Below are 25,773 nucleotides of genomic sequence, written 5' to 3' on the forward strand. Positions count from 1 at the left end.
CACACTCATTTATCTATTTTTAGCGTATCAGCATCTGGCGGCACGTTTAAAATCTGTAATGCGCCACCAAGTACCTTGGATAAAATTGGCGCAGCCACTGCACCACCATAGAATTTATCGCCTTTCGGCTCGTTCACCATTACCACTATCGCTAAGCGTGGGTGACTAATTGGTGCCACACCAACGGTATATGAGAAGTAATCATTACCATAGCCACCAGCAACAGCTTTTTTAGCAGTACCGGTTTTAACACCAACACGGTAGCCAGGAACAGCTGCGCGCCAACCACCGCCACCGCCTTTTTTATCTGTTACTGACTCAATCATTAACAGAATTTTCTTGGCAATTTTAGGATCAAGTACTTGCTCACCCGGTACCACTTTTTCTGTTTTTAGAATCGAAAGTGGACGTTTAATACCATAAGCACCTAAGGTGGTGTAGGCATGCAATAACTGAATTGGGGTTAACGAAATACCGTAACCATAAGCTAAGGTTGCGCGGCCAATGTCAGACCAACGATAACGATTAGGAAAATGACCGGTTGTTTCACCAATTAGGTTAATACCTGATGGCTCATCAAAACCAACCTTACGGTAAGTATCAAGAATGTCTTCGACTGGCATTGCCAACGATAATTTACTCACACCGATGTTACTCGATTTTTGTAAAATACGTTGTACCGTTGCTAGCGGTTCGATACGTGATACGTCAGTGATCACCTTAGAGCCAACACGGAAATGCTTACTCTGCGGAATATTGATCAACGTATGTTCATTAACAATGCCATTTTTAAGTGCGGTATAAACCACAAATGGCTTCACCGTTGAGCCAGGCTCAAAGGTATCAGTGATCACGCGGTTACGCATTTTATACGGTTGGCGATCATTGCGATCATTAGGGTTAAATGACGGCGCATTGACCATCGCCAGAATTTCACCAGTGCGCACATCTGAAATAGCAATACTGACCGAGGTTGCTGGAATATCCATCACCCCTTCTTTCGCAGCTCGGTAAGCTATCGCTTGAATGCGCTGATCAATACTTAACTCTAACGGTTTACCCGGTTGACGGCTTTGTTGAGAAATATTTTCCACCACACGACCATAACGATCTTTACGTACCGTTCGGCGGCCAGGCTCACCCGTTAACCAACCATCATAGGTTTTTTCGATACCATCAAGTCCATGGCCATCAATACCAGTAAAACCAATTAATTGGGCGCTAACTTCACCTGAAGGATAAAAACGACGCGACTCAGCACGTAAACCAATACCCTTTAATTTTAATTTTTCGACATAATTAGCCATTGGTGGGCTAACTTGACGCGCAAGATAAATGAATTTACGGTTTTTATTTTTTTCAATGCGTTGCAGTAGCTTGGCACGATTTAAATCCAACACATCAGCCAGTGCATTCCAACGGTTAGTATCACTAAGGCCACCGTGTTTGAAAATCTCAACAGGGTTAGCAAACACCGCTTGTACTGGCACACTTACAGCCAGTTGCTCACCGTTACGATCAGAAATAATGCCACGTGCAGAAGGCATTAACTGTACCCGTAGCGAACGGGCATCACCTTCTTGAATAAGACGACCAGGTTCAAGTACCTGAATATAAGCAGCACGAGCAATTAGGCCAAAGAAGCCTAATAAAATAAAACCGCAGATGATGGCAAAACGCCATTTTAAAAATGGCGTGCTCTTAGAAGATTGAGTCTTTTTATTTGGACGATTAAATAATTTCATCTTTTAATGTATGACTATTTCATTATCGACAGATGGACGTTGCATTTTGAGTTCAGTTTCAGCTAATCGTTCAATACGACTGTGCTCGGCAAGCGAGTTTTCTTCAAGAATTTGATTGCGCCACTCAACATCATAGTTCTCACGTTGCATCAGCAATTTTTCTTGCTGAGCAATTAATTGGCGAGATTCATGAGTAACATAAACAACAGATAAGGCAGAAATGAGGATAGCGAAGGCTAGAATCAGCGGCACTAACCCGACCGTGACGAGGTCTCGTCCGATCAGGCTAGCCAGATTCATTGAAGATTCTGTTGGTTTCATAGACGCTCGGCCAAACGTAGCACAGAACTACGAGCACGGGTGTTATAACCAAGTTCATTTTGTGACGGTTTAATCGCTTTACCAACAGGCTTCATATCAGCACAACCTAGCGCTTTAATTTGATCTTCTGTTAGCGGTAAACCTGCAGGTACATCAGGACCTTTACTTTGCTTACGAATAAAGCGTTTTACCATTCGATCTTCCAATGAGTGGAAACTGATCACTGACAAACGGCCACCGCTAGCAAGGGTGTTCATTGCGCCATGCAACGCTGTATCGATCTCTTCTAATTCACTGTTAATGTAAATACGAATCGCTTGGAAACTACGCGTCGCAGGGTGTTTATGTTTATCTCTAAACGGTGACACCTCAGCAATTAAACTCGCTAATTCACGCGTACGTGTTAGCGGCTCTTTTTCAGGGTTTTCACGGTGGTCAACAATGCCACGCGCAATACGCTTAGCAAAACGTTCTTCACCAAACTCTTTTAATACCCATGCGATATCATCAGCATCAGCTTCTGCTAACCATTCAGCAGCAGACATTCCTGATGTTGGATCCATACGCATATCTAGTGGGCCGTCACGCATAAAGCTGAAGCCACGCTCAGCATCATCAAGCTGCGGAGACGACACACCTAAATCAAGTAAAACACCATCAACACGACCAATCAGATCACGTTCTTGCATGTATTTTTCCATGCCTGAAAATGGGCCATGGATAATTTCAAAACGTGGGTCATCAATTTTTTGCGCTTCCGCAATAGCTTGAGGATCGCGATCGATGCTGTAAAGGCGACCGTTGTCACCTAATTTTGACAGAATTAAACGGCTATGACCGCCGCGACCGAAAGTACCATCGATATAGATACCATCGGGTTTAATCGCTAACCCGTCTACTGATTCATTAAGTAAAACGGAAACGTGCTCAAATTGCTCAGACATAAATATAATTTCAGCTAAAGTGAAAGCTCACTAAGGCGCGGGGAAGGTTCCGGCGCATCCTCAGCCTGAAGGTCGATATCATGTTCAATTTGCTGTTGCCACAAAGGCGCAGACCAGATTTCAAATTTATTTAACTGGCCAACGACCATAATTTTATTCGCTAACTGAGCATATTGTCTTAACGTCGGTGGAATTAATATCCTTCCCTGCGCATCCAATTCACATTCGCAAGCATGCCCAAGCAATAATCGTTGCAAGCGGCGCTCTGCGGGATGAAGGCTGGATAGACGTACTAATTTAGCTTCAATTCGTTCCCATTCATCGATGGGATATAGCAACAAGCAACAAAACTGGTGATCGATAGTACAAACAAAGTGTCCCTGACATTGTTCAATTAACGATGCACGGTAACGCTTAGGCATTGCCCAGCGGCCTTTATCATCAATAACAACGCTCGTGGCACCTCTTAACATTGGGGGATCTCGGTCAGATTACACGATAAAGAGAGTAGATTAATTTCTCACTTTAGCAGAATAACAACAAAGATAATGAGACAACACCACTTTTCCCCACAAATTCCCACCACAAAGTGTACGTATGAGACAAAAACGATGTCAAGCAATAGGCAGTAATTCAGACACACTTCTAACAGTGGCTAAGTAAACCTGATTGCGAAATGTAATTTTGGCGGAAAATAAAACGCAAAAAAGGTGGTGCTTGTAATCAAACACCACCTTCTCTAAATGTAGGGAGTCGGTCGATAAGCCGGGTTTTGTTCCGCTTTCGCGGCGGCAATCATTCGTCTAGGTCTGCAATCGCTCACAGACTCAAGCAACCTACCCGTCCCCAACGCGGGCCGCGCCATTAGGGACCTATTTGGTCTTGCTCCGGGTGGAGTTTACCTTGCCACAAACTATTACTAGCCGTGCGGTGCGCTCTTACCGCACCCTTTCACCCTTACCTGTGCACCATTGCAAGCAATGGGCCATCGGCGGTTTGCTCTCTGCTGCACTTGTCGTAGGCTTGCGCCCCCCAGACGTTATCTGGCACCCTGCCCTGTGGAGCCCGGACTTTCCTCCCCTCCATTGACTTCCCGAAGGTTACCAACGAAGCAGCGATTACCTGACCAACTCCGGCGCGAATTGTATAAGACAACGCTCACAGTTACCAGTGAAAAAATCACCAAAGTTACAGCTTGAACAAAAAATCAGCGTCTGATTTTAATTCGGTGATAAAAACCACGCTCTCAAGTTTAAATCTGCAAAGTAAGCATCATTGGACTGCAGCCGTTACTCGAGGTTTTCAAGGCCCCATTTGTAGAGTGCGTTTTTCTTACCACCGTGAATTTCAGCTGTTAACGCCGCCGCTTTTTTAAGCGGTAATTCTTTTGCTAGTAATGTTAGTGTACGTAGAATCTCTACTGATAACTCATCTTTTAGCGCACGGTGTCCAGCTACTAAAATAACCATCTCACCACGAACACGATTACTGTCTTCTGCTAACCAGTCAATTAGCTCGCCAAGTGGTGCGCCATGGATAGTTTCATAAGTTTTTGTTAACTCACGCGCTAATACTACTTGGCGTTCAGGGCCAAGCACGGCTAACATATCACTTAGGGAATCATTAATACGATGTGGCGATTCATAAAAAATCAATGTTCGTGCATCGTCTGCTAATGCTTGAAAACAATCGCGGCGACCTTTACTTTTGGGAGGAAGAAACCCCTCAAAACTAAAACGGTCAGAAGGTAAACCTGAACCGCTCAAGGCTGTAATTACAGCACATGGGCCCGGTAATGGCACAACTTTAACACCCGCATGACGACAGCGATTAACAAGATGATACCCTGGATCACTGATCAGCGGCGTACCAGCATCCGACACCAGCGCAATGCTAGTACCTGCCTGAAGTTTCTCAATCAAAAAGTCAGCTTTTTGCTGTTCATTATGATCGTGAAGCGCAAAGGTGCGGGTCGAGATAGAGAAATGGGACAACAATCGCGATGTATGACGTGTATCTTCAGCAGCAATTAAATCTACGTTTGCTAATACGTCTAATGCGCGCTGCGTTATATCAGCAAGATTACCGATAGGTGTTGGTACGATGTACAAAGTTGCGACATCTACCATGCCTGAATTGCTCTCACTCATTTGTCTAAGATCTCATCTGCAATTAATATCAAGAGTAATTTGTCACAGTTGAATAAATTCAATGCCCAATTTTACCCATAAGCGTAAAAGTGTATCACGACTGATGGCGCCTGTAGCCCTTGCTGTTGCTTTAGCAGGGTGTAGCACGCCAAACCTGTACAACCAGCAGGTACCATTAACGGATATCACTGCGGTAGCCGCTCAAAGCTCAGCCGCCTATTTAAGTAAAGTCAACACCAGTGATGGCGCAGAGCGCATTAACTGGGAGATCATGGCCGTTAAAGCGATGATCCTCGAAAATAAATGGCAACAAGCCGATCAATGGATTGCTAAATTATCTCAACAGTCCATGAACCCAACTCAAATTGCTGAATGGCAACTTGCGCGTGCAATGGTACGTGAGCATCAAGGTCAACCACAAGCGGCACTGAATAGTTTAAATTTTCAACCTTCATGGCAGCTAACTAAAAGTCAATATCAGCGCTATTACACCCTACGTGCTAACTTATTGGAACAGTTAAACCACCCGTTCCAAGCTGCACGTGAACGTACTAAGCTTGATTACTATTTAGATCAAAGTCAAAAAGCCGCGAACTGGCAACAAGTTTGGCATGATCTAAGCGGTTATACCAATGCTCAATTAGGCAGTGTTAAGCTGACTGATAACGACAGTGTGCTTAAAGGCTGGGTTGAACTTGCGATGTTGAAAAACAGCGCGACCATGCAACCGATGCAGCTTAAACAAGCACTTGAACAATGGCTTCATCGCCACCCTTATCACCCTGCGAATCAATATCTACCCGCAGAGCTAAAAGCATTGATCGATATGAAGGCGGTTAAGCTCGATAATATCGCATTATTATTACCACTTTCAGGTCGTTTTGCCGCACAAGGTAAGGCGGTTCGCGATGGTTTTATTAACTCAATGATGGATGATAAAGGCCGCGATACCAATAATGAGCTCAATATTTATGATACTGAAGCTCAATCAATGCCTGATATCATGGCGCAGCTACAACATAACGGTACCCAGTTTGTTGTTGGCCCACTGCGTAAAAATATTATTACTGAATTTCAGCAAGATAACACCACCCATATCAATATGCTGGCGTTAAACATGCCGCCGCAAATTAGTAATAATAAACCTAATGCTTGCTATTTTGCTTTGTCACCAGAGCAAGAAGCGCAGCAAGCTGCAGAACGCATTTACGCTCAAGGTCATCGTAATCCAGCCATCCTAGTACCATCTAATGGCTTTGGACAACGTGTTGCACAAGCATTTAATCAACAATGGTTACAGCTTGATAATCAGCCGGCATTGATCGTAAATTTTGGTAGCCGAGCTCAAATACCTCAGCAAATTAAACAAGCATTTACCACCGGTGCTGGCAGTCATGTTGATGCGATTTATATGGTTGCTAGTCGTAACGAAGTTATGATGCTAAAGCCTTTCATTGAAGCATCAATGCCGCCAAGTGGTGATCCAGCTCAGATTTACGCTAGCTCACGCAGTAATCCTGATAACCATAATGGTAACCGTGAATTACGCGGTATTGAAGTCAGTGATATTCCACTACTGATCAACCCACAACCGGGTTATATGGAGCGCTTTAATCAACTGTGGCCAAACCAAGGTAATACCAGTATTCGTCTACATGCCTTTGGTATGGATGCTTACTTAATTGCCAAGAAATTACCTGAAATGCGCGCTAATAGTCATTACAGCGTACAAGGGGAAACTGGCGATTTATCAGTTAATAATCAATGTATTGTACAGCGTGAAATCGATTGGGGTAAGTTTAGCAGTCACGGCATAACACCACTGACCGCAACCCATATGCCAACAGCACCTATCTCTAATACATCTAGTGCAGCCTCTGATACATCTAGTGCAGCCGATAACATAAACCTTATCAATGGTGAGTCTTCTGCCCAATAAACGTCAGATTGGCCAAGCCTATGAACAGATGGCGGAACAGTATTTGTGCCGCCATCATCTGACGCCTATTGCACGAAATTTTAGCTGTCGTAGTGGTGAAATTGATTTAATCATGCGACAAGGTAAATGTTTGGTGTTTATTGAAGTAAAATACCGAGCCCAAGCTCACTATGGATCAGCAGCTGAAGCCGTAAATTGGCGCAAACAACAAAAACTCAAACGAGCCGCTTTTTTTTGGTTACACAAAAATGGTTACTCGATTGAGCATTGCCAATTTCGGTTTGATGTCATTGCTATCCAGGGCCATCATCACCACATTGAGTGGTTTACTAACATATTAGTTGAAGGTTAGTCATGCTAGATAGCATTCGAGAAAGTTTTACCGAAAGTATTCAAACCCAAATCGCTGCTGCTGAAGCTCTGCCTGATGCGATTTCTAAAGCTGCTCAAGCAATGGTGCAAAGCCTATTAAATGGCAATAAAATTTTAAGTTGTGGTAATGGTGGCTCTGCAGCTAACGCTCAGCAACTTGCTTCATGCTTAATCAATCGTTTTGAAATTGAGCGCCCTAGCCTACCCGCATTAGCATTAACCGCAGACACCACTGTGTTAAGTGCTATCGCTAACGATTATCACCATGATGAAGTATTTTCAAAGCAAGTGCGCGCTCTTGGTCAAGCCGGTGATATTTTATTGGTACTCTCGACCAGTGGTAACAGTAAAAACATCATTAAAGCAATGGAAGCTGCACTGACTCGTGATATGACCATTATTGCTTTAACGGGTAAAGACGGCGGTGAAATGGCGGGCTTACTTGGTGTGCAAGATGTCGAAATTCGTATTCCATCACAACGCACAGCACGTATTCAAGAAGGCCATTTATTAACAGTCCATTGTTTATGTGACTTAATTGACCAAGTTTTATTTCCTCATCATGAAGGTTAATTGATGAAGTGGTTAGTGGCATTTGTCGTTATTTCGAGCTTATCTCTGACTGGATGTTCTGTTTTTTCAACCCAAGATCCACGCAATAGTGGTCAACACTGGCAAGATCAAAAAATAGAAATGGATATTGCAGGCGTTGCTCATACACATAAGTATACCAAGCAACTAAGTGTTGATAGTGTTGCCCTTGATGGCACGGTATTGTTAGTTGGCCAAGCAACATCACAACCGCTTAAACAAGCATTTGTTGACCAAATTCGTGGTATCACAGGGGTTGATCGTATCTACAATCAAATCCAAGTGCGACCACTGTTGACCATGACAAGTATTAGTCGTGATGCGTGGTTAACCACCAAAGTGAAATCACAGTTAATTGCTAGTAAGCAACTGACCAATGTGGTAATCAAGGTGATCACTGAAAATAAACGAGTCTTTTTACTCGGTTATGTTGCTCCTGAACAAGCCGCAATAGCGACCAATATTGCACGTAATGTTTCAGGTGTTGAGCACGTTATTACGCTGTTTGAAAAACCACAAACTATTAAACAGTAGTGTTATTAAGCAATCGCATTATTACAGCCATAAAAAAACGCAGCCAAGGCTGCGTTTTTATTTTCGTCAACGACTACGTTATTTTACTACACGTAAACTTGGACGACCACGAGGACGTGGTGGCTCATCATCAGGCTCATCACCATCCACCGTTTCTGTCACCACGGCAAATGGAGAAGCTGTAGGAGACACAACATCATCGGTATTTTCTTCTGCTGACGCGTGCTCATCATCATAGATAGCGGATTCAGTATCATATGCAGCCTCAGGCTCAAACATCGTTCCAGCGCCGTTCTCACGCGCATAGATAGCCAAAACTGCATACATTGGTACGATAACTGAATGTGGACGACCACTAAAACGCGCACTGAAGCTAACAGCTTCATTGCTCAATTCTAGATTGCCCACCGCCATAGGAGCAATATTGAGAATGATTTGACCATCACTCACAAACTCCATTGGCACTTTTACTCCAGGTAACATCGCATCAACGACGAGATGTGGAGTAAGATCATTATCAACCAACCAATCATAAAACGCGCGCAACAAATAAGGGCGACGCGGCGTCATATTTTCCATATCCATAATTACTGGCCAGCTAAACGCATTTCACGTTCAGCTTCAGTTAAAGAAGCAAGGAATGAATCGCGTTCAAATACACGCGTCATATATGCCTTCACTTCTTTAGCGCCTGTACCACTTAGCTCAATACCCATTTCAGGTAAACGCCATAATAGTGGTGCAAGGTAGCAATCAACTAAGCTAAATTCGTCACTCATAAAGAATGGGTATTCAGCAAATACAGGTGCTAGTGCTAATAACTCTTCGCGTAATTGCTTACGTGCTTTATCAGCTTCATCAGCAGTGCCTGAGTTAATCTTGTCAGCCAGTGAGTACCAGTTACGCTCAACACGGTACATCATCAAACGACTATTACCACGAGCAACAGGATAAACAGGCATTAGAGGTGGGTGAGGGAAACGCTCATCCAAGTACTCCATGATAATGTTAGCTTGGTATAACGCTAATTCGCGATCAACCAATGTTGGAACTGAACTGTATGGGTTCAATTCTAACAGATCTTCCGGCAGGCTCATTGGATCAACCAGCTCAATTTCAACACTAACGCCTTTTTCGGCTAGTACGATACGCACCTGATGGCTGTAGATGTCTGAAGCATCAGAATACAGAGTCATCACAGAGCGTTTATTGGCAGCAACAGCCATCAACCCCTCCAGTATATTTAATACACAAAAAGCAACGGAGGCTCAAGCCCCCATTGCGAGATTCTTAACCCACTAGATTACCTTATCAGTGGACATCACGCCAATATTCTTTCTTCAACAACACTGTTAATACTAAAAATAAGCCAATAAACCCCATTACCCACAACCCTAGTCGTTGCCGTTCAAGCTTCATTGGTTCAGCTGAATAATCTAAATAGTTGACCAGATCACGAACAGCAACATCATATTGTTGCGGGGTTAACTCGCCACTACCATCAGTTTCAACACCCATTAATACTTGAGTTGGATTGCCATCGATCATCTGGGTCTCATAGATCTTACGCGGTACCCCTTGAAGTTCTTCAAGCACATGTGGCATACCAACACTTGGAAAAAGGCTGTTATTAACCCCAAATGGACGGCTAGGATCAGCATAAAAAGAATGTAAATAAGTGTATAACCAATCGGTTCCACGCACTCGTGCCACCATCGTAAGATCTGGCGTTGGCGCACCAAATGAGGCTGCAGCATATTGTTCTGACATCGAATTTGTCATTAAATCACCAATTTTAGCTTGGGGATTAAACATTAAATGTTGCTGCATAAGTTCAACAGGAATGCCTAAATCAGTGGCTACTCGCTCATAACGTTGATATTGAGTTGAATGACAACCTGCACAATAATTGGCAAACAATTGTGCCCCTCGCTGCAAAGAGGCCTTATCTGTCAGATCATTATTCGCGGCTTGCAAACTCACATTGCCACCACCCGCGATGGCAAATGTCGGCAGCAAAACCAGTAATGCTACAATCCATTGTTTCATTTGAATGTCACCCTCTTTGGTAGCGGTTTAGTCGCTTCATTTTTACTGTAGAAAAACAACACAATAAAAAACATGAAATAGGTAAAACTAAATATTTGTGCCAACAAGGTGAATATCGGTGTTACTGGTAAAGAGCCAAGAATACCCAAGCCAATAAAACTGATGGTAAATTGAACTAAATTAGCCAAATGCAATTTGCTACGGTAACGAAATGAGCGCACATTACAGCGATCAAACCACGGTAATAAGAACAAAAATACGATTGCAGCTCCCATTGCAGCAACCCCTAACAATTTATCGGGTACGGCGCGCAAAATGGCATAAAAGGGAGTGAAATACCAAACTGGAGCAATATGCTCAGGGGTTTTCATTGGATTAGCAGCTTCAAAGTTTGGTGCTTCTAAAAAGTAGCCGCCCATTTCAGGAGCAAAAAAGATCACGTAACTAAAGAACAACGCAAATACTGCGACTCCAATCAGATCTTTAACGGTGCCGTAAGGATGAAACGGAATCGAATCAATAATATCGTATTTTTTGGTGTAGTCTTGATGAAAAGTAAACTGGGTTTGATGCTCATCACCTCGGCTACCTTTAGCCAATTTGGTATCGATACCATCGGGGTTATTTGAGCCTACTTCATGCAGTGCTAATACATGTAACACTACCAACAGTAACAATACTAGCGGCAATGCAATTACATGTAGAGCAAAAAAGCGGTTTAAGGTTGCGCCAGAAATAACATAATCACCACGGATCCATAAAGTAAGATCATCACCGATCACAGGGATCGCACCAAACAGTGAAATAATCACCTGCGCCCCCCAGTAAGACATTTGTCCCCATGGCAATAAATAGCCCATAAAAGCTTCAGCCATCAGCACTAAAAAGATCAGCATGCCAAATAACCACAATAGCTCTCGCGGTTTTTGATAAGATCCATAAATTAAGCCGCGAAACATGTGAAGATATATCACCACAAAAAAGGCTGAGGCTCCGGTCGAGTGCATATAACGCAGTAGCCACCCATACTCAACATCTCGCATTATGTATTCAATCGAGGCAAACGCACCTTCGGCTGAGGGAACATAATTCATGGTTAACCAAATACCGGTAATGATTTGATTAACTAGAACCAACATCGCTAGAGATCCAAACACATACCAAAAATTAAAGTTCTTTGGCATCGGATATTGAGACAAATGTTTACGGTATGCATTTACTATAGGTAGACGTTGATCAATCCAATTAACTAAACCAGCCATTACACCGTCTCCTTATCAAGTCCAACCAAAATGGTGTTATCGTCTAGAAATTGATACGGCGGCACCACCAAATTAAGCGGTGCGGGCACGCCTGCAAATACTCTCCCAGCCATATCAAAGGTTGAACCATGGCAGGGACAAAAAAAGCCAGCAGCAACACCACTCACTTGATCACTAAAACTTGTCGGTAAATAAGTCGGCGAACAGCCTAAGTGGGTACAAATACCAACAGCTAAAAATATTTCAGGTTTTAATGAACGATGTGAATTCTGCGCATATTGTGGTTGTTGTGGCTCTTTAGAGGTAGGATCACGAAGCTGAGCATCGTGAGTGGCTAATTGCTGTAATACTGCTTGGCTGCGACGTACTATCCATACAGGCTTGCCGCGCCATTCCACTCGAATCATTTGCCCATCAGCTAATTTACTGATGTTTACTTCAACGGGGGCACCAGCGGCTTTGGCTTTCTCACTTGGGTTCCATGATTTAATAAAAGGCACAGCAATCGCTATTGCCCCTATACCGCCGACGATCGAGGTTGTTGCCGTTAGAAAGCGACGTCTTCCATTACTTACTCGCACATTGCTCATCCATTTTCTCCAATAGCTCCTGCTTGGATTGTTATTTTTATATATCCCTAACGCTTAGATATAAAGCTATCCAAACATAACGCAGTAACAATATTGCTACAGTTTCAATTTATCGCCAACATTTTAAGAATATGTAAAGCTCAATATATTCACAAGTTCACACCTTTGTTTAGCGGTAAATATCGAACACAGGCAAGTTATCGTTATTATGCAGCAGATATTAGCTAAAAATGTGATGGAAGATATGGTGCGAGGTGCGAGAAAATATATCATTAACAATAATGAACAATACTTTCTAAAAAACAATCAAAAAAAAAGCCCAACCCGAGGGCTGAGCTTTTTCTGTACACAGTAAACCAGATAAAAATCTGGAAGCGTAATATTAACGCTTAGAGAACTGTGGACGACGACGTGCTTTACGTAGACCAACTTTCTTACGCTCAACGCAACGAGCGTCGCGAGTAACGTAGCCAGCTGAACGTAGAGCAGGACGTAGAGTTTCATCGTATTCCATAAGAGCACGAGTGATACCGTGACGGATAGCACCAGATTGACCAGTGATACCACCACCTTTAACAGTGATGTATAGGTCAAAATTCTCAGTCATGCCAACAAGCTCAAGAGGCTGAAGAACTACCATGCGCGCTGTTGGGCGGCTGAAGTACTCTTCGATGCTACGCTTGTTGATTACGATGTTACCAGTACCCGGTTTGATGAAAACGCGAGCTGCTGAGCTTTTACGGCGACCAGTGCCGTAGTATTGATTCTCTGCCATTGTCATAATTCCCAATTAGATGTCTAGTACTTTAGGCTGTTGTGCAGCATGGTTGTGCTCAGTACCCGCGTAAACTTTAAGCTTACGGAACATAGCACGGCCTAGAGGACCTTTTGGAAGCATGCCTTTAACAGCAGTTTCAATAACCATTTCTGGTTTCTTAGCAATTAGCTTATCAAAGCTGATTGACTTAAGGCCGCCGATGAAGCCAGTGTGGTGGTGGTACATTTTATCTGTACGCTTTGCACCAGTTACTGCTACTTTCTCAGCATTGATAACTACAATGTAGTCACCAGTGTCAACGTGTGGAGTGTACTCCGGCTTGTGCTTGCCACGTAGACGAGAAGCGATTTCAGTTGAAAGACGACCTAGAGTTTTACCTTCAGCGTCAACAACATACCAGTCACGTTTTACAGTTTCTGGTTTAGCAACGAAAGTTTTCATGCTAATTAATACCCATTATTTAAATAGTTTCACTTACTAGAACCATCAAATGATGATCCCTCTGTTAAGAGCCCAGTCATCACCCCTTCGAGTGGGTGGCACTCCTGGCTTTCGCCATACAGGTACGGTGGGTCGCAAGATTATAGAGAAGGGTGCGGAAAAAATCACCTTTTTTCCCAAAAAAAATGGTTTTTTTTCATATTAACCGTCTGAAATTGATAATTAGGCCAACAAATCACAATCAAAACTGTGTTAATCGGCTCAAATTGCATGGCTAAGTCGTATTCGTCATTCATCAATTAAATGAGGTTTTGCTAAATATTGTTCACTTTGCATTTCAATTAAACGTGAACAACAACGTTTAAATTCAAATAATAACCGCCCTTCGGTATAAAGTTCAGTTAATGGCGCTGCTGCAGAGATAATTAATGTCACGTTACGCTCATAAAACTCATCAACCATGGCGATAAAACGCCGCGCGGCATCTTGCTCTGTTATTAGCGGTACATCGGCAAGCAATACCGTATGGTACAACTGTGCAATTTCAATATAGTCATTTTGACTGCGCGCTGTTTGGCATAGCTGCTGAAAGCTAAACTGTACCACCCCTGTTGCTTCACGTTGTACAATCACCGAGCGCTGATTAATGATGATGCTTTTATTATGCTGGCGTGGCTCCGTTGTCAATTGCTCAAAATAATGCGCTAAATTAGCATTCGCTTGCTGCCCTAATGGCGAGTAATAAATTTCAGCCTGAACCAATGTCCGTAGCCGATAATCCACCCCAGCATCAACATTGACTACTTGGCAATATTGCTTAATAAGCTCAATCGCAGGTAAGAATCGTGCACGTTGCAAACCATTTCGATATAAACCATCGGGCTCGATATTGGATGTTGCCACCAGCGTAACGCCTCGTTTAAACAAAGCATCAAGTAATGTTGCTAAAATCATTGCATCAGTAATATCGCTGACAAAAAACTCATCAAAACAAATAATATCAGTGTGCTGTTTAAAATTATCCGCCACATGCTCTAATGGATTTTCAGTGCCATCAAGCTGTTGCAACTGCTGATGGACACGGTACATAAAACGATGAAAATGAATCCGCAGTTTTCGTTCGGTCGGTAAACACTCATAAAAGGTATCAACCAGGTAAGTTTTACCCCGTCCAACACCGCCCCAAAAATACAGCCCGGTAACTGGCACGATTTCTGCTTGAGTTGTTGTGGTTTTAAACAATGATTTAGTCATTAACCATAACCGTTGCCATTCCGTCGTGGCTGGTGATGGAGCAGCAGGGGCAATTAATCGATGGTATAGATCATCTAAATGAGCAACCGCCTGGGCTTGAGCAGGATCGGAAAAAAAATCGACACGTTGTAGATCTGCATGGTATTTGTCGAGCGGCGTCAGCTGATTCATTTGATGTTATTCCTTTACATCTTAATTGCCATAAAACTGCAGCATAAATAGTCATAATATATGATTGAATCAGTATCATGCGCAACCTGCTCAAGGTATAGTAATAGCGTTATTACTTATAAATAAACAGTACTCTGACTAAGAAAACACGTATTAACACCCAAATTACAAGGAATTATCATGGCTATGAGTTGGATTATTGCAGTTGCTATTTTCATTGTTGGAATTTTTGTTGGCTCCCTAGTAAGTCGCGTTACCAACAAGAACCAAAATCAACAAATATCACTAAAAAAAGATCTTGATAAATCAAAATATGAACTTGAGCAATATCGCCAAGAATTGGTCGACCATTTTGCTCGTAGTGCGGAGTTATTAGATAACGTATCTAAGGATTACAGTAAGTTATATGAGCATATGGCGAAAACGTCCGCCGAACTTATGCCAAATTTACCGACCCAAGATAATCCATTTGCACAACGTATTACCAGTCTAGAGTCGGTTAAAAATACTCAACCGATTGAAGATGAAGTCATGGATCATCAACCCCGTGATTATGCTAACGGTGCAACAGGGCTATTTAACGATAAGCCAGCAACGGTTCGAAGTGATGAAATTCCCACAACAGAAGCTACTGCAAAAGTCAGTTAGCGCCTCATCTCAATACTAAGACTTCCCCCCCACAAACCATCATCGTGGGGGAACTTAATTCCAGCAAATAAGTCATACTTTAACTTATTAAGTTGGAGTTACATCATGCGTAAAAAAAACCTTTTTGTTATTAGCGCATTAGCATTAACGATTAGCGCTCTAATGCCGCCAGTCACTGCCAATGCTGCGTTACCTGTTGCTGTTAATAATCAACTGATGCCTAGCCTAGCGCCAATGCTTGAGCAAGTAACACCTGCTGTGGTGAGTATCGCAATTGAAGGCAAGCAAGTTTCAAAGCAACAACTACCTGAAGCTTATCGGTTTTTCTTTGGTCCCAATTTTCCTGCCGAACAAGTTCAAGAGCGCCCTTTTCGCGGCTTAGGTTCTGGAGTGATCATTGATGCCAACCAAGGCTATATTGTTACCAACCAGCATGTAATCAATAATGCCGATAAAATACTAGTACAACTCTATGACGGTCATGAAGTCACGGCTAAATTGATTGGCAGTGATAAAGCATCGGATATTGCCTTACTGCAAATACAAACCCCTCAAAAACTGACCGCGCTTAAATTAGCTAATTCAGATAAATTACGAGTAGGTGATTTTGCGATCGCGATTGGTAATCCTTTTGGGCTCGGACAAACGGTGACTTCAGGCATAGTATCAGCATTAGGTCGAAGTGGATTGAACCTTGAAAATATAGAAGATTTCATTCAGACCGATGCGGCAATCAATAGTGGTAACTCTGGTGGCGCATTGATAAACCTTAACGGTGAGCTGATCGGCATTAATACCGCAATACTGGCACCCAATAAAGGCAATGTCGGGATTGGATTTGCCATTCCATCAAATATGGTCAATAACCTTACCTCACAATTAATTAAATTTGGTCGTGTTCAGCGAGGAACCCTTGGCATTCAAGGTCGTGAACTGACACCAGAACTTGCCAAAACCTTTGGTTATAGCACTAATAAGGGTGCGTTTGTAAACCAAGTTATGCCTAATTCAGCAGCACAAAAAGCAGGCTTAAAAGCGGGTGATATTATTACTCAAGTCAATGGCAATCCTATTCGCTCATTCAGTGAGTTACGTGCCAAAGTTGCCACACTTGGAGCAGGAAAAACATTAACCTTACAAGTTATGCGTAATGGTAAGTTACAACAATTTACGGTGACTCTGGGTGCCAGTGAAAATAATATTGTTAAAGCTGATGATATTCACACTAACTTAACCGGCGCCCAACTCACTGATGTTACAGTTAACGGTAAGCCTCACGGCGTTGAAGTAAGTAAAGTCTCTCAAGGTTCACTCGCGGCGCGATCAGGGCTGCGCAAAGGTGACATTATTATTGGGCTCAATCGCACTCCAATTAGTAACCTTAACCAATTGCGTAAACTGTTGCAGCACCCACCGCAAGTGATCGCTCTTGAAATTCAACGAGGCAATAATGTGTTATATATTATTATTCGTTAACCATCATTATATTCGCGATCACGACACGAATAATATTGCGTTAATTTAACCATCACAATCGTGCCAAAAGTTGGTCTCGCTCTAGAGGGGGTGCTATTCTGTTGGCACCTTTTTTATTTCTCATTTTATAAGGACAGTTAATGCTGGCATTTCTTGGTCGCTCTATTGCTCTTGGCCTTATTACTGCAATTATAGTGCTGATTGCCGTCCCTGATTTACGTCCAACGACGCCAGTGTCCTTATCATTACCCGATAACGGTTCAACCCCACTCTCTTTTAATTATGCCGTTCGCCGCGCTTCACCAGCCGTGGTTAATATTTATAATCGCCGCTATGACAACAGTAATAGCGAAGAACGTGAGTTACGGACCCAAGGGTTAGGATCTGGCGTTATCATGAGTGATAAAGGCTATATCGTCACTAATTACCATGTGGTTGCCCATGCAGATCAAATCATTGTTGCCCTACAAGATGGCCGTGTTCTCAATGCGCAATTGATCGGTTTAGATCAATTAACCGATCTAGCGGTATTAAAAATTAATGCCGATAATTTACCCGTCATTCCTGTTAACCCGCAATATAAAGCCGCTGTTGGTGATGTGGTTCTGGCAATTGGTAACCCTTACAATCTCGGTCAAACCACGACCTTTGGTATCATCTCAGCCACTGGCCGATCAGGTATGAGTTTCTATGGCCCGCAAGATTTTCTGCAAACGGATGCTGCGATTAATAAAGGCAATTCCGGCGGTGCATTAGTCAATACTCGCGGAGAATTAGTTGGTATTAATACCGCCTCTTTCCAACAGGCAACCAATATCGAAACCTATGGTATTTCATTCGCTATTCCGTATCAGCTAACGATTAAGATCATGCAAAAATTAATTGCTGATGGTCGCGTGATTCGCGGTTGGATCGGTATTCAAGGGCGTGAGATCAATCCATTAATGGCACGGCTTTATGATGTAGCCAAGGTCAATGGCATTATCGTTGATGGTATGGACCCAACCGGTCCGGCATCAAAAGCTGGATTTAAGAAAAATGATATTGTGATTGAAATTGCAGGTAAAGAAGTCACTAATGTTCAAAGTGTCCGTGATATCGTGACAGATATTCGCCCAGGCACGCATATTCAAGTGAAGATATTACGTGACGGTAAACCGATGATGATTCCAGTCACTGTTGCTAATCGGCCGCCAATGGCGAACCCACCCAAATAGCCAATCATTAGCATTAGTAATTGATATCAAATAAATAATAAAAGTAGCAATAAAAAAACCTCGCACAATATGCGAGGTTTTTTATTAACACTTTAGAGCTAAACCAAAATGGTTTATGCAGAAATACGTTCGATATTCATGCCAAGTGCACTAAACTTTTGTTCGATGAACTCATAACCACGATCGATATGGTAAATACGATCAACAATGGTCTCGCCTTTAGCAATACTACCCGCAATCACAAGGCTTGCTGATGCACGTAAATCTGTTGCCATCACTTGCGCGCCACTTAAGCCATCAGTATCACCACAAATAACAGTGTTACCTTCGATTTCAGCGTGAGCACCCATGCGGATAAGCTCTGGAATATGCATAAAACGGTTTTCAAAAATCGTTTCAGTGATAATACCTGTGCCTTTCGCCATTAGGTTTAATAACGAAAATTGCGCTTGCATATCAGTTGGGAAACCTGGGTGCGGCGCGGTGCGAATATTCACAGCTTTAAGCTCACGATCAGTCATATCAAGACTGATCCAATCAGCGCCAGTTTCAACCAGTGCGCCAGCTTCTTCTAGCTTAGCCAATACCGCTTCAAGCAGTTCAGGCTTAGTATTGCGGCACACAATCTTGCCACCAGAAACCGCAGCAGCAACTAAGAATGTACCGGTTTCAATGCGATCAGCAACCACTTCATGGTAACCACCAGCAAGACGATCAACACCTTCGATCGTAATCGTTGCCGTACCTGCACCGGTAATTTTAGCGCCAATGGCATTTAAGAATGCCGCTGTATCTTCAATTTCTGGTTCACGGGCTGCGTTTTCAATCACCGTCGTGCCTTCAGCAAGTGTCGCCGCAGACATGATAGTTACTGTTGCGCCAACACTGACTTTATCCATCACGATATGCGCGCCTTTAAGACGGCCATCGACAGACGCTTTCACGTAGCCTTCATCAAGAGTGATGGTTGCGCCAAGCTGCTCAAGACCCACAATGTGTAAGTCGACTGGGCGGGCACCAATTGCACAACCACCCGGTAATGACACTTGACCTTGACCAAAGCGTGCCACTAAAGGACCTAATGCCCAAATCGATGCGCGCATGGTTTTCACAAGATCATACGGCGCACAAAACTCGTTAACATCGCTAGCATCAATATCAACTGATGAACCATTACGCGACACTTTCACGCCTAAACGTGACAGTAATTCCATGGTGGTATCAATATCGCGTAACTGAGGCACATTAGCAATTTCTACTGGACCTTCAGCAAGTAAAGCGGAAAATAGAATTGGCAATGCTGCATTTTTAGCGCCAGAAATAGCCACTTCACCGCTTAATGGGCCGCTGCCCTGAATACGAAACTTTTGCATCATTTAGCTCTCTATAACGACATTAATTTTTTATCACGCGCCCACTCTTCAGGCGTGTATGTTTTAATACTTAACGCGTGAATGTCGTTTGCAGCAATACGATCCATTAATGGACCATAAATTGTTTGTTGTTTTTTAACGCGGCTCATGCCGTCAAATAATGTACCCACAGCAATCACTTGGTAGTGACTACCTTCGCCTGTAACGATGACTTCATCGACATCTAAAGCGGCTTCTAGAATTTGTTTAATCTCAGAGATTTCCACGAGCTATCCTCTCTACAACTTACTCCATGCAAGCTGTTAACATTGGTTCGATATGGCTTAAGCGAAACAGCGTCTTAAGCTCTTGAGGGATATTATGTAACATCACGTTACTTCCCGTTTGCTTAAGTTGCTGGCATAAATGCAGCAACATTACCATGCCAGCCGAGTCTACTCGAGACAAGTCAGCAAGATCGAGTGTTAACTGCTTATTATGTGGCATCCATTGGTTTCTTTGGCGCCAAAAAGCAGGCACTGTGTCACGATCTAGCGACCCTGACAAGCGGTATTGCCCATCAGCAATAACTTGCCAACTAATCTGATTAACAGCCATGATTAGTTTTTCTCAATGTGGATCGGTTTCGCAGCCAAATCACGTAAACTTTGTGTCACCGCATCAATACCTTTGGTGCGTAATTGACCACTCCATTCACTTTGCTTAGTTGAAAGCATACTGACACCTTCAGCTACCATGTCAAATCCCTGCCATTCTTTGGTTTTTTTATTCAAACGTAATTTGAAATCAAGACGAATAGGCGGACGTTGTGGATCAATAATATCGACTCGAACTGAAATAATACTGCGATCAGCAGGTACCGGTTTTGGTGATTCGAGCTCGATTTTTTGATCGGTATATTGAGTCAGTACTTGCGCATACGATGCCACTAAGTAATCTGTGAAAGCAGCAGTAAAGGCATCACGTTGCTCAGCAGTGGTATTACGTAAGTTAGCCCCTAATACTTTGTATGCTGCATAACGGGCATTAATATAAGGTAATAATTCTTGCTTTACGATCACTCGAAGTTCTTCGGGATTAGCTTGAATTTTTTTCTGTTCCGCTTTTAGCGTACCAAATAAATGTGCAGATACTTTATCCATCATTTTATAAGGATTGGTCTGATCAACTGTTGCTGCTTGCGCCAACATTGGAACAGCAACTAAACACAGCATTAAGCCTCGTATAAATTTCATGGTTGTTCTCCTCGTTATTTCTTATCACCGCCAAGGCTATACAGCACTTGACCAATCATATCTTCTAATACTAACGCAGATTTAGTGTCTTCAATTAAATCGCCGTTATGTAACATTTCAGTATCGCTATCAATAAATCCAGGACGAATACCTAAATACTGTTCGCCCAACAAGCCTGAAGTTAAAATCGATGCAGAGCTGGTTTCAGGGAAGTAACCAAACTTTTTATTTATTGCTAAGGTCACAATCGGTACATAAGTATGTTTATCTAACGTAATCGATGTCACTTCACCGACATTAACTCCGCCAACCTTAACTGGAGAACGTACTTTTAAACCACCGATATTGTCAAAATGCGCTTTTAGGGTATAGGTTTCTGTACTACCAAAACTTTGAACATTAGCGACTTTAAACGCCAATACTAATAAAGCACTGATGCCGGCTAGCATAAATACACCAACCCACAATTCTAATCGTCTATTTTGTTGCATTATCTTTATCCATCTAATTTATGCCGTCGTATAGATGCGGCTAAGTGAATGTTTAGCTACCAAACATTAGTGCAGTTAACACAAAATCAAGTCCCAATACCGCCAATGATGAATTAACCACGGTACGGGTTGTCGCACGACTGATCCCTTCAGAGGTGGGTACGGCATCATAGCCATTAAAGACAGCAATCCATGTTATCACGATAGCAAATACCACCGATTTGATAATGCTATTACCAATATCAGTACTGAAATCAACCGATGACTGCATCACCGACCAAAAACTGCCGTAATCTATCCCTTTCCAGTCAACACCAACTAATTGTGCACCCCAGAGTCCAATTAAAGAGAACATCAACGCTAACAATGGCATTGAAATAACACCAGCCCAAAAACGTGGCGCAATCACACGACGCAGCGGATCAACCGCCATCATTTCCATGCTCGATAATTGCTCGGTGGTTTTCATTAGACCAATTTCAGCGGTTAATGCAGATCCAGCACGGCCGGCAAACAATAGTGCCGTCACTACCGGACCCAATTCACGCAATAACGATAATGCCACCATTTGTCCAAGACTGGTTTCGGCACCGTAACCGGCTAATACCAGATAACCTTGCAGGCTTAGTACCATACCGATAAATAATCCCGACACTAAAACAATCGCCATTGATAACACCCCAACTGAATACAGTTGCTTGATCAATAATGGCAACATTTTTATCGGTTGCGGCTTACATACTAGTGCGCCGTATAACATCAAACTTGCACGACCGCAGGCTTGACACTTTTCGATAGTCGCTCGTCCCAATCGGGAAATCGCATCAATTATCATTTTTTGCTCATATTCTCTGTTGTCATGCACCGCGACCCTAATGCCAATCAGTGCGCTACATTAATTAACCAAATAAATCATCACCTAACGGCTGTGCTGGAAATTGAAATGGCACTGGGCCATCTGCATCACCATCTAAAAATTGACGCACTTGAGGATTGGTATCTGCACGCAATTGATCGGGAGTACCACAGCCAATGATCTTAGCACCAGAGAGAATATACACATGATCAGCAATACTCATCACTTCAGGCACATCATGCGATACAATTACTGAGGTAATATTTAACGCCTGATTAAGATCACGAATTAATTTTACCAACACCCCCATAGTGATAGGATCTTGGCCAACAAAAGGTTCATCGTACATCATTAAATCGGGATCAAGGGCAATTGCACGTGCTAATGCTGCTCGACGTGCCATACCGCCCGATAACTCATTTGGCATCAATTGTGCTGCACCACGTAAGCCAACCGCTTCTAATTTTAGTAGCACTAGAGTTCGCAATAAATCTTCAGGTAACTGAGTATGCTCTCGCAACGGGAATGCGACATTATCGAACACCGTCATATCCGTAAATAATGCCCCTGATTGAAATAGCATACTCATTCGCTTACGAGCTTGATAAAGTTCGCGGCGACGCAAGGTCGGAATATTCCATTGATCAAACCACACTTCACCATTGTTGGGCGCAATCTGGCCGCCAATTAAGCGTAATAAGGTCGTTTTGCCGATTCCTGACGGTCCCATGATCGCGGTAACTTTTCCACGTGGAATATCAAGGCTAATATCATCAAAAATAAGCCGTTCGCCACGAGAGAAGGTCATATTTTTAATCGAAACAAGTACATCATCATTGAGCATTATATTTAGGTTACCTCTTGCTAACTAGCTTGCGTAAACGATGAATATTGATGTTATTTAGCACAATAGCGCTATAAGCCACTTGATAATAAATAACTTAAAAATAATCAGTGTATATCATAAAAAAAGAGCGCTGATAATATGAGGAATTAGCAGCCAACTCAACCTAAGCGAGGCTTTATCGCACTTAAATAGTGAATTTTTATTAAAAATAATACATTTGCGACAAAAGCGACATTAACTGGACAAATTCAACCGAAAACCAATCAAATACATCTTAACCACACACAATAAAACATCGTTTTTAAAGTATAAACAACCACGGCCTCATTTGCAGCCTTAATCCGCTTTAATTCAGTTGCTGTTAATCAAGTCAGCCATCATAAAACCGTTTCAAGATGATAATTAGTATTGGCTTATGCTTCCCTTTTGCATGAGTTAACGTCAAAATTAGCAACTCAAATTGGAAATCTCTCATCAATTGATTGAAATTCGCTATTTTAGCGAGTCGTACTGAAAAGGAATTAACATGCTAGAAGCCATTGTGTTGCTCTGTGTCGGGTTAGCTTTACTGGTGTGGAGTGCCGATAGATTAGTATATGGCGCGGCTGCATTAGCGAAAAATTTTGGGGTTGCACCACTGGTTATAGGTATGACTATTCTTGCTATGGGCTCCTCAGCACCAGAAATGATGGTATCGGCGACCGCAGCACTTGCTGATAAAACCGATACCGCAGTTGGTAATGTATTAGGGTCAAACATTGCCAATATTGCATTAATTCTTGGTATTACAGCCATCATAAAACCATTAAGTATTAGTTCGACCATTATTCGCCGTGAATTACCTATCATGCTTGGAGTGACAGTTATCGCAGGGGCTATTTTATGGGATAACTATTTAAGCCGTAATGAAGGGATTATTCTCGCGGTACTGTTTGGCATTTTCTTAATCGTAATGATGAAAATAAGCCGTGATAGCAAAACCGATCCTTTACTTGAAGAACAACAAGCCGATATTCCAACAGGCGTGAGTAACACCAAAGCAATTATTTGGGTTTTGATTGGCTTAGGGATTTTATTATACTCATCAGACATGGTAGTAGGCTCTGCGGTTACTATCGCTAAATACTTCGGTATGAGTGATTTAGTGATTGGTTTAACCATTATTGCCGTCGGTACCAGTCTACCTGAACTGGCAGCATCAGTAGCAAGCGTCTTTAAAGGCGAAGATGATATGGCGGTGGGTAACATTATTGGCTCTAATATTTTTAATATTTTAGCGGTAATGGGTATTCCTGGACTACTCAATCCATCCGCATTAAGCCCATTAGCGATGGATCGTGACTTTTATGTTATGTTGGCTGTTTCAATCCTATTACTGGTAATGGCACTCGGTAAACGCCGTCAAATTAATCGTGTTGAAGGCGGTATATTGGTCGTTTGTTTTGTTGCTTATCAAGCTTTCTTATTTCTAAATGTTGCCGCATAACAGGAGCGTCCACAGATGTCTGGTCAATTTGATTTTTGCAGCCATGGTAAAAAAGTACTCGATACTGAATTACAAGCCCTTGAAAAAATTCGTCATTACATTGATAACAGCTTTACTCTTGCGTGTGAGTTAATCCTTCATTGCCAAGGTAAAGTGATCGTTATGGGGATGGGGAAATCAGGTCACATTGGACGTAAAATAGCAGCAACATTGGCTAGCACTGGAACCCCGGCTTTTTTTGTTCATCCTGGTGAAGCTAGCCACGGCGACCTTGGTATGATCAAAAAAAGTGATGTTGTGATTGCGATTTCAAACTCCGGCGAAGCAACCGAAATTCTGGCGTTACTGCCGGTAATTAAACGCCTTGGCATTGCGATGATTAGCATGACTGGCCAGCCAGAATCAAGCATGGCTAAAATGGCACAAGTGAATCTTCAAGTAACAGTAGATAAAGAAGCTTGTCCACTCAATCTCGCGCCAACCTCAAGTACCACAGCCACCCTTGTAATGGGCGATGCGGTTGCTATTGCAGTGATGGAAGCGCGCGGGTTTACTGCTGATGACTTTGCACTGTCTCATCCTGGGGGTGCGTTAGGTCGCAAATTATTACTTCGCATTGCTGATGTGATGCATCGTGGTGAGTTGCTGCCTATGATTGAAGAACATGCCAGTATTAAAGATGCGCTGTTAGAAATATCGCACAAAGGCCTAGGAATGACGGCAATTGTTGATCATAACCAACAATTACGTGGTATTTTTACTGATGGTGATTTACGACGCTTATTGGATAATCATGTTGATATTCACAACACCAGTATTGGCGAAGTCATGTCAAGCAACCCACAAACGATTTCACCACAGCTATTAGCCGCAGAAGGGCTAAAATTAATGGAAGATAACAAAATTAATGGCTTATTGGTGACCGAAAACAACCAATTAGTCGGGGCGCTCAATATGCACGATTTGCTTAAAGCCGGTGTCATGTAACGCTATTATATACCTA

General features: G+C 42.6%; 29 protein-coding genes and 1 other RNA gene. 9 read left to right on the top strand and 21 right to left on the bottom strand.

The genetic code is table 11. The features are described from left to right. Positions 1-5: 5 nt before the first annotated feature. The 6 genes from PAND9192_RS13545 to rsmI all read right to left on the bottom strand — a co-directional run bounded on the left by PAND9192_RS13545 (position 6) and on the right by rsmI (position 5,160). Positions 6-1,745 carry a penicillin-binding transpeptidase domain-containing protein gene (locus PAND9192_RS13545; RefSeq protein ID WP_060998294.1) on the bottom strand — a complete coding sequence of 580 codons (1,740 nt, stop codon included), beginning with the start codon at positions 1,743-1,745 and terminating at the stop codon, positions 6-8. 3 nt (positions 1,746-1,748) lie between these two features. Further along, complete coding sequence (ftsL, locus tag PAND9192_RS13550) at positions 1,749-2,066, bottom strand: cell division protein FtsL (RefSeq protein WP_060998295.1); 318 nt, start codon at positions 2,064-2,066, stop codon at positions 1,749-1,751. Then, positions 2,063-3,010 carry a 16S rRNA (cytosine(1402)-N(4))-methyltransferase RsmH gene (gene rsmH / locus PAND9192_RS13555; RefSeq protein ID WP_065167027.1) on the bottom strand — a complete coding sequence of 316 codons (948 nt, stop codon included), beginning with the start codon at positions 3,008-3,010 and terminating at the stop codon, positions 2,063-2,065. The genes ftsL and rsmH overlap by 4 nt, the downstream gene beginning before the upstream one ends. A gap of 14 nt (positions 3,011-3,024) precedes the next feature. Then, on the bottom strand, positions 3,025-3,483 hold the full coding sequence (mraZ, locus tag PAND9192_RS13560; protein ID WP_060998297.1) for a division/cell wall cluster transcriptional repressor MraZ: 459 nt from the start codon (positions 3,481-3,483) through the stop codon (positions 3,025-3,027). 272 nt (positions 3,484-3,755) lie between these two features. Beyond that, positions 3,756-4,144: RNase P RNA component class A (rnpB, locus tag PAND9192_RS13565), an RNA gene on the bottom strand. A 155-nt stretch (positions 4,145-4,299) separates the two neighbouring features. Then, entirely contained in the window at positions 4,300-5,160 is an 861-nt protein-coding gene (rsmI, locus tag PAND9192_RS13570; protein ID WP_060998298.1) for a 16S rRNA (cytidine(1402)-2'-O)-methyltransferase, read from the bottom strand. A 61-nt stretch (positions 5,161-5,221) separates the two neighbouring features. Between rsmI and PAND9192_RS13575 the strand changes: the two genes are divergently transcribed. Genes PAND9192_RS13575 through PAND9192_RS13590 form a run of 4 tightly spaced genes read left to right on the top strand, consistent with a single transcriptional unit; the run spans position 5,222 to position 8,596 of the window. Beyond that, positions 5,222-7,099, top strand: coding sequence for a penicillin-binding protein activator (locus PAND9192_RS13575; protein ID WP_087854229.1), 1,878 nt, complete (start codon positions 5,222-5,224; stop codon positions 7,097-7,099). Further along, a complete protein-coding gene (locus PAND9192_RS13580; RefSeq protein ID WP_087854230.1) occupies positions 7,077-7,451 on the top strand; it encodes a YraN family protein in 375 nt (124 codons plus the stop codon). Before PAND9192_RS13575 ends, PAND9192_RS13580 begins: the two co-directional genes overlap by 23 nt. 2 nt (positions 7,452-7,453) lie before the next feature. After that, entirely contained in the window at positions 7,454-8,044 is a 591-nt protein-coding gene (locus PAND9192_RS13585; RefSeq protein ID WP_065167029.1) for a phosphoheptose isomerase, read from the top strand. Between the two features lie 3 nt (positions 8,045-8,047). Beyond that, positions 8,048-8,596 (top strand): BON domain-containing protein, encoded by a 549-nt coding sequence (locus tag PAND9192_RS13590; protein ID WP_087854231.1) that lies wholly within the window; start codon positions 8,048-8,050, stop codon positions 8,594-8,596. 78 nt (positions 8,597-8,674) lie between these two features. Here the strand turns inward: PAND9192_RS13590 and sspB are convergent, their stop codons facing one another. The 8 genes from sspB to zapE form a co-directional block, all read right to left on the bottom strand. Further along, positions 8,675-9,181 (bottom strand): ClpXP protease specificity-enhancing factor, encoded by a 507-nt coding sequence (gene sspB / locus PAND9192_RS13595; protein ID WP_087854232.1) that lies wholly within the window; start codon positions 9,179-9,181, stop codon positions 8,675-8,677. Positions 9,182-9,183: 2 nt separating this feature from the next. After that, on the bottom strand, positions 9,184-9,822 hold the full coding sequence (gene sspA, locus PAND9192_RS13600) for a stringent starvation protein SspA (protein ID WP_065167032.1): 639 nt from the start codon (positions 9,820-9,822) through the stop codon (positions 9,184-9,186). 85 nt (positions 9,823-9,907) lie between these two features. Continuing rightward, positions 9,908-10,645: a cytochrome c1 gene (locus PAND9192_RS13605; protein ID WP_087854233.1), complete on the bottom strand. Its 738-nt coding sequence runs from the start codon at positions 10,643-10,645 to the stop codon at positions 9,908-9,910. Next, the gene (locus PAND9192_RS13610; protein ID WP_087854234.1) at positions 10,642-11,907 is read right to left on the bottom strand and encodes a cytochrome b; all 1,266 of its coding nucleotides are present in this window, start codon (positions 11,905-11,907) and stop codon (positions 10,642-10,644) included. Before PAND9192_RS13610 ends, PAND9192_RS13605 begins: the two co-directional genes overlap by 4 nt. Continuing rightward, positions 11,907-12,497 (bottom strand): ubiquinol-cytochrome c reductase iron-sulfur subunit, encoded by a 591-nt coding sequence (gene petA / locus PAND9192_RS13615; RefSeq protein ID WP_087854235.1) that lies wholly within the window; start codon positions 12,495-12,497, stop codon positions 11,907-11,909. Before petA ends, PAND9192_RS13610 begins: the two co-directional genes overlap by 1 nt. A gap of 382 nt (positions 12,498-12,879) precedes the next feature. Further along, on the bottom strand, positions 12,880-13,272 hold the full coding sequence (rpsI, locus tag PAND9192_RS13620; protein ID WP_060998307.1) for a 30S ribosomal protein S9: 393 nt from the start codon (positions 13,270-13,272) through the stop codon (positions 12,880-12,882). A 15-nt stretch (positions 13,273-13,287) separates the two neighbouring features. Continuing rightward, complete coding sequence (gene rplM, locus PAND9192_RS13625; RefSeq protein WP_060998308.1) at positions 13,288-13,716, bottom strand: 50S ribosomal protein L13; 429 nt, start codon at positions 13,714-13,716, stop codon at positions 13,288-13,290. A gap of 288 nt (positions 13,717-14,004) precedes the next feature. After that, positions 14,005-15,132 (bottom strand): cell division protein ZapE, encoded by a 1,128-nt coding sequence (gene zapE, locus PAND9192_RS13630; RefSeq protein ID WP_087854285.1) that lies wholly within the window; start codon positions 15,130-15,132, stop codon positions 14,005-14,007. Positions 15,133-15,327: 195 nt separating this feature from the next. Here zapE and zapG point away from each other — a divergent pair, with 195 nt between their 5' ends. The 3 genes from zapG to degS all read left to right on the top strand — a co-directional run bounded on the left by zapG (position 15,328) and on the right by degS (position 18,482). Then, positions 15,328-15,789: a Z-ring associated protein ZapG gene (gene zapG, locus PAND9192_RS13635; RefSeq protein WP_065167087.1), complete on the top strand. Its 462-nt coding sequence runs from the start codon at positions 15,328-15,330 to the stop codon at positions 15,787-15,789. 105 nt (positions 15,790-15,894) lie between these two features. Further along, a complete protein-coding gene (locus PAND9192_RS13640) occupies positions 15,895-17,265 on the top strand; it encodes a Do family serine endopeptidase (RefSeq protein ID WP_065167036.1) in 1,371 nt (456 codons plus the stop codon). Between the two features lie 140 nt (positions 17,266-17,405). Next, entirely contained in the window at positions 17,406-18,482 is a 1,077-nt protein-coding gene (degS, locus tag PAND9192_RS13645) for an outer membrane-stress sensor serine endopeptidase DegS (protein WP_065167037.1), read from the top strand. A 113-nt stretch (positions 18,483-18,595) separates the two neighbouring features. Here the strand turns inward: degS and murA are convergent, their stop codons facing one another. From murA to mlaF, 7 genes are all read right to left on the bottom strand, one after another. Then, positions 18,596-19,855, bottom strand: coding sequence for a UDP-N-acetylglucosamine 1-carboxyvinyltransferase (murA, locus tag PAND9192_RS13650; RefSeq protein ID WP_065167088.1), 1,260 nt, complete (start codon positions 19,853-19,855; stop codon positions 18,596-18,598). Positions 19,856-19,866: 11 nt separating this feature from the next. Beyond that, on the bottom strand, positions 19,867-20,121 hold the full coding sequence (gene ibaG, locus PAND9192_RS13655; RefSeq protein ID WP_065167038.1) for a BolA family iron metabolism protein IbaG: 255 nt from the start codon (positions 20,119-20,121) through the stop codon (positions 19,867-19,869). A gap of 19 nt (positions 20,122-20,140) precedes the next feature. After that, positions 20,141-20,452 (bottom strand): STAS domain-containing protein, encoded by a 312-nt coding sequence (locus tag PAND9192_RS13660; RefSeq protein WP_065167039.1) that lies wholly within the window; start codon positions 20,450-20,452, stop codon positions 20,141-20,143. A gap of 2 nt (positions 20,453-20,454) precedes the next feature. Beyond that, the gene (mlaC, locus tag PAND9192_RS13665) at positions 20,455-21,090 is read right to left on the bottom strand and encodes a phospholipid-binding protein MlaC (protein WP_087854236.1); all 636 of its coding nucleotides are present in this window, start codon (positions 21,088-21,090) and stop codon (positions 20,455-20,457) included. A gap of 14 nt (positions 21,091-21,104) precedes the next feature. Next, a complete protein-coding gene (gene mlaD, locus PAND9192_RS13670; protein WP_087854237.1) occupies positions 21,105-21,581 on the bottom strand; it encodes an outer membrane lipid asymmetry maintenance protein MlaD in 477 nt (158 codons plus the stop codon). Between the two features lie 52 nt (positions 21,582-21,633). Further along, positions 21,634-22,416 carry a lipid asymmetry maintenance ABC transporter permease subunit MlaE gene (gene mlaE / locus PAND9192_RS13675; protein WP_060998315.1) on the bottom strand — a complete coding sequence of 261 codons (783 nt, stop codon included), beginning with the start codon at positions 22,414-22,416 and terminating at the stop codon, positions 21,634-21,636. 64 nt (positions 22,417-22,480) lie between these two features. Beyond that, on the bottom strand, positions 22,481-23,281 hold the full coding sequence (gene mlaF / locus PAND9192_RS13680) for a phospholipid ABC transporter ATP-binding protein MlaF (protein WP_087854238.1): 801 nt from the start codon (positions 23,279-23,281) through the stop codon (positions 22,481-22,483). A 529-nt stretch (positions 23,282-23,810) separates the two neighbouring features. Between mlaF and PAND9192_RS13685 the strand changes: the two genes are divergently transcribed. Both PAND9192_RS13685 and PAND9192_RS13690 read left to right on the top strand, forming a co-directional pair. After that, the gene (locus PAND9192_RS13685) at positions 23,811-24,770 is read left to right on the top strand and encodes a calcium/sodium antiporter (RefSeq protein ID WP_087854239.1); all 960 of its coding nucleotides are present in this window, start codon (positions 23,811-23,813) and stop codon (positions 24,768-24,770) included. Between the two features lie 15 nt (positions 24,771-24,785). After that, entirely contained in the window at positions 24,786-25,757 is a 972-nt protein-coding gene (locus tag PAND9192_RS13690) for a KpsF/GutQ family sugar-phosphate isomerase (RefSeq protein ID WP_087854240.1), read from the top strand. Positions 25,758-25,773 lie beyond the last annotated feature (16 nt).

The organism is Photobacterium andalusiense (assembly GCF_900185625.1).
In the GTDB taxonomy this organism is placed as follows: domain Bacteria; phylum Pseudomonadota; class Gammaproteobacteria; order Enterobacterales; family Vibrionaceae; genus Photobacterium; species Photobacterium aquimaris.